Origin of the sequence: Paracoccus angustae (genome assembly GCF_042648745.1) — a bacterium.
Classification (GTDB): domain Bacteria; phylum Pseudomonadota; class Alphaproteobacteria; order Rhodobacterales; family Rhodobacteraceae; genus Paracoccus; species Paracoccus angustae.
The window spans coordinates 1-1,331 of sequence record NZ_JBHRXY010000112.1 but is presented as its reverse complement, the minus strand read 5'-3'; the positions used below and the strand labels follow the sequence as shown (position 1 = coordinate 1,331).

Here is a 1,331-nt window from a genome sequence, read left to right as displayed (position 1 = left end):
CCTGATCCAGCACGGCGCACTTTGACAAAGCCCGCCCTGCCCCCACGGCAATGAGGGCAGGGCATCCATAACAAAAAACCATCCGTCGCAAAAGGACCATTCCCATGAAGCGCGAAACCATCGCCCCCGCCTCCATCCAGTTTTTTTCCTTGGCGCAGCTCTATGTGTCCGACCTGAACCCGCGTCAGGACGCTGACCCGGAGGGGATCGACCTGCTGGCCGACAACCTTGCCATGATCGGCCTGATCCAGAACCTGTCCGGCATCCTCGATGGGGAGGGCCGCGTGGGCATTGTCGCGGGAGGCCGCAGGCTGCGGGCCATCGCCCGCGCCGTCGAGCGGGATGCCACCGTGACCGAACGCCACCCGGAACTTGCTTCCATCCCCGTCCGCATCGCACCCGACGAGGCCACCGCCCGCGCATGGGCCAGTGCCGAGAACGCGGCGCGGGAGGACCTGGCCCCCGCCGACGAAATCCGCGCCTATGGCCGGATGAAGGAGGCAGGCGCGGACGTGTCGGCCATTGCCCGCAGCTTTGGCAAGACCGAGGCCCATGTGTATCGTCGCCTTGCCTTGGCAGCCCTGCCCGCCCCGGTTCTGGACGCGCTGAAAGAGGGCCAGATCAGCCTTGGCATGGCAAAAGCCTTTACCGTGTCGCAGGACGAGGCATTGACCCTGACTGTTCTGGCCGAGGTGAAGGGCCGCGACGTGTCGGAACACCGCATCAAGCAGGCATTGCAGCCCGCAGCCGTCAGCGCCACCGACCGCCGCGCCCGCTTTGTCGGACTGGACGCCTACGAGGCCGCAGGCGGCAGCCTGACCCGCGACCTGTTCAGCGATACCGTGGCGCTGCACGATGCCGACCTGTTGCAGGACCTGTTCACCGAGCGCCTGAACGCTGAGGCCGGGAAGCTGGCGGCAGGCTGGAAATGGGCCGAGGTCATGGCCGACGACTATGTCTCCTATTCCGTCACCGAGAAGCTGGCCCGCCTTTATCCGGTCGAGGGTGATCTGACGGAGGAGCAGGCCGAGCGGTATGACGAACTGGCCGAACTGGCGAACGCCGATGCACTGGACGAGGCCGGGCAAGCCGAACTTGAGGCTGTGGACGCGATCATCAAGGGCGACTTCACTGACGCGCAGCGCGCCGTGGCGGGCTACTATGTCTATGTCAGCCACAGCGGGACTGTGCAGTTGAGCGGCCCGTGGGTGCGGACCGAGGACCGGGCCGCAGCCATCGAGGCCGAGGTTCTGACCGGCCATGCCGCCCATGCGGACGGCGGCGATGCCGCGCCCGCGCCAAAGTCGCCCTATTCCGGCGCACTGGTCGAG

At 66.6% G+C, this 1,331-nt stretch carries 1 protein-coding gene; it reads left to right on the top strand.

Annotated elements, in window-relative coordinates:
• Positions 1 to 104: 104 nt before the first annotated feature.
• A partial coding sequence (locus ACFOM8_RS23160; protein ID WP_377764680.1) for a ParB/RepB/Spo0J family partition protein occupies positions 105 to 1,331 on the top strand: 1,227 nt, incomplete at its 3' end.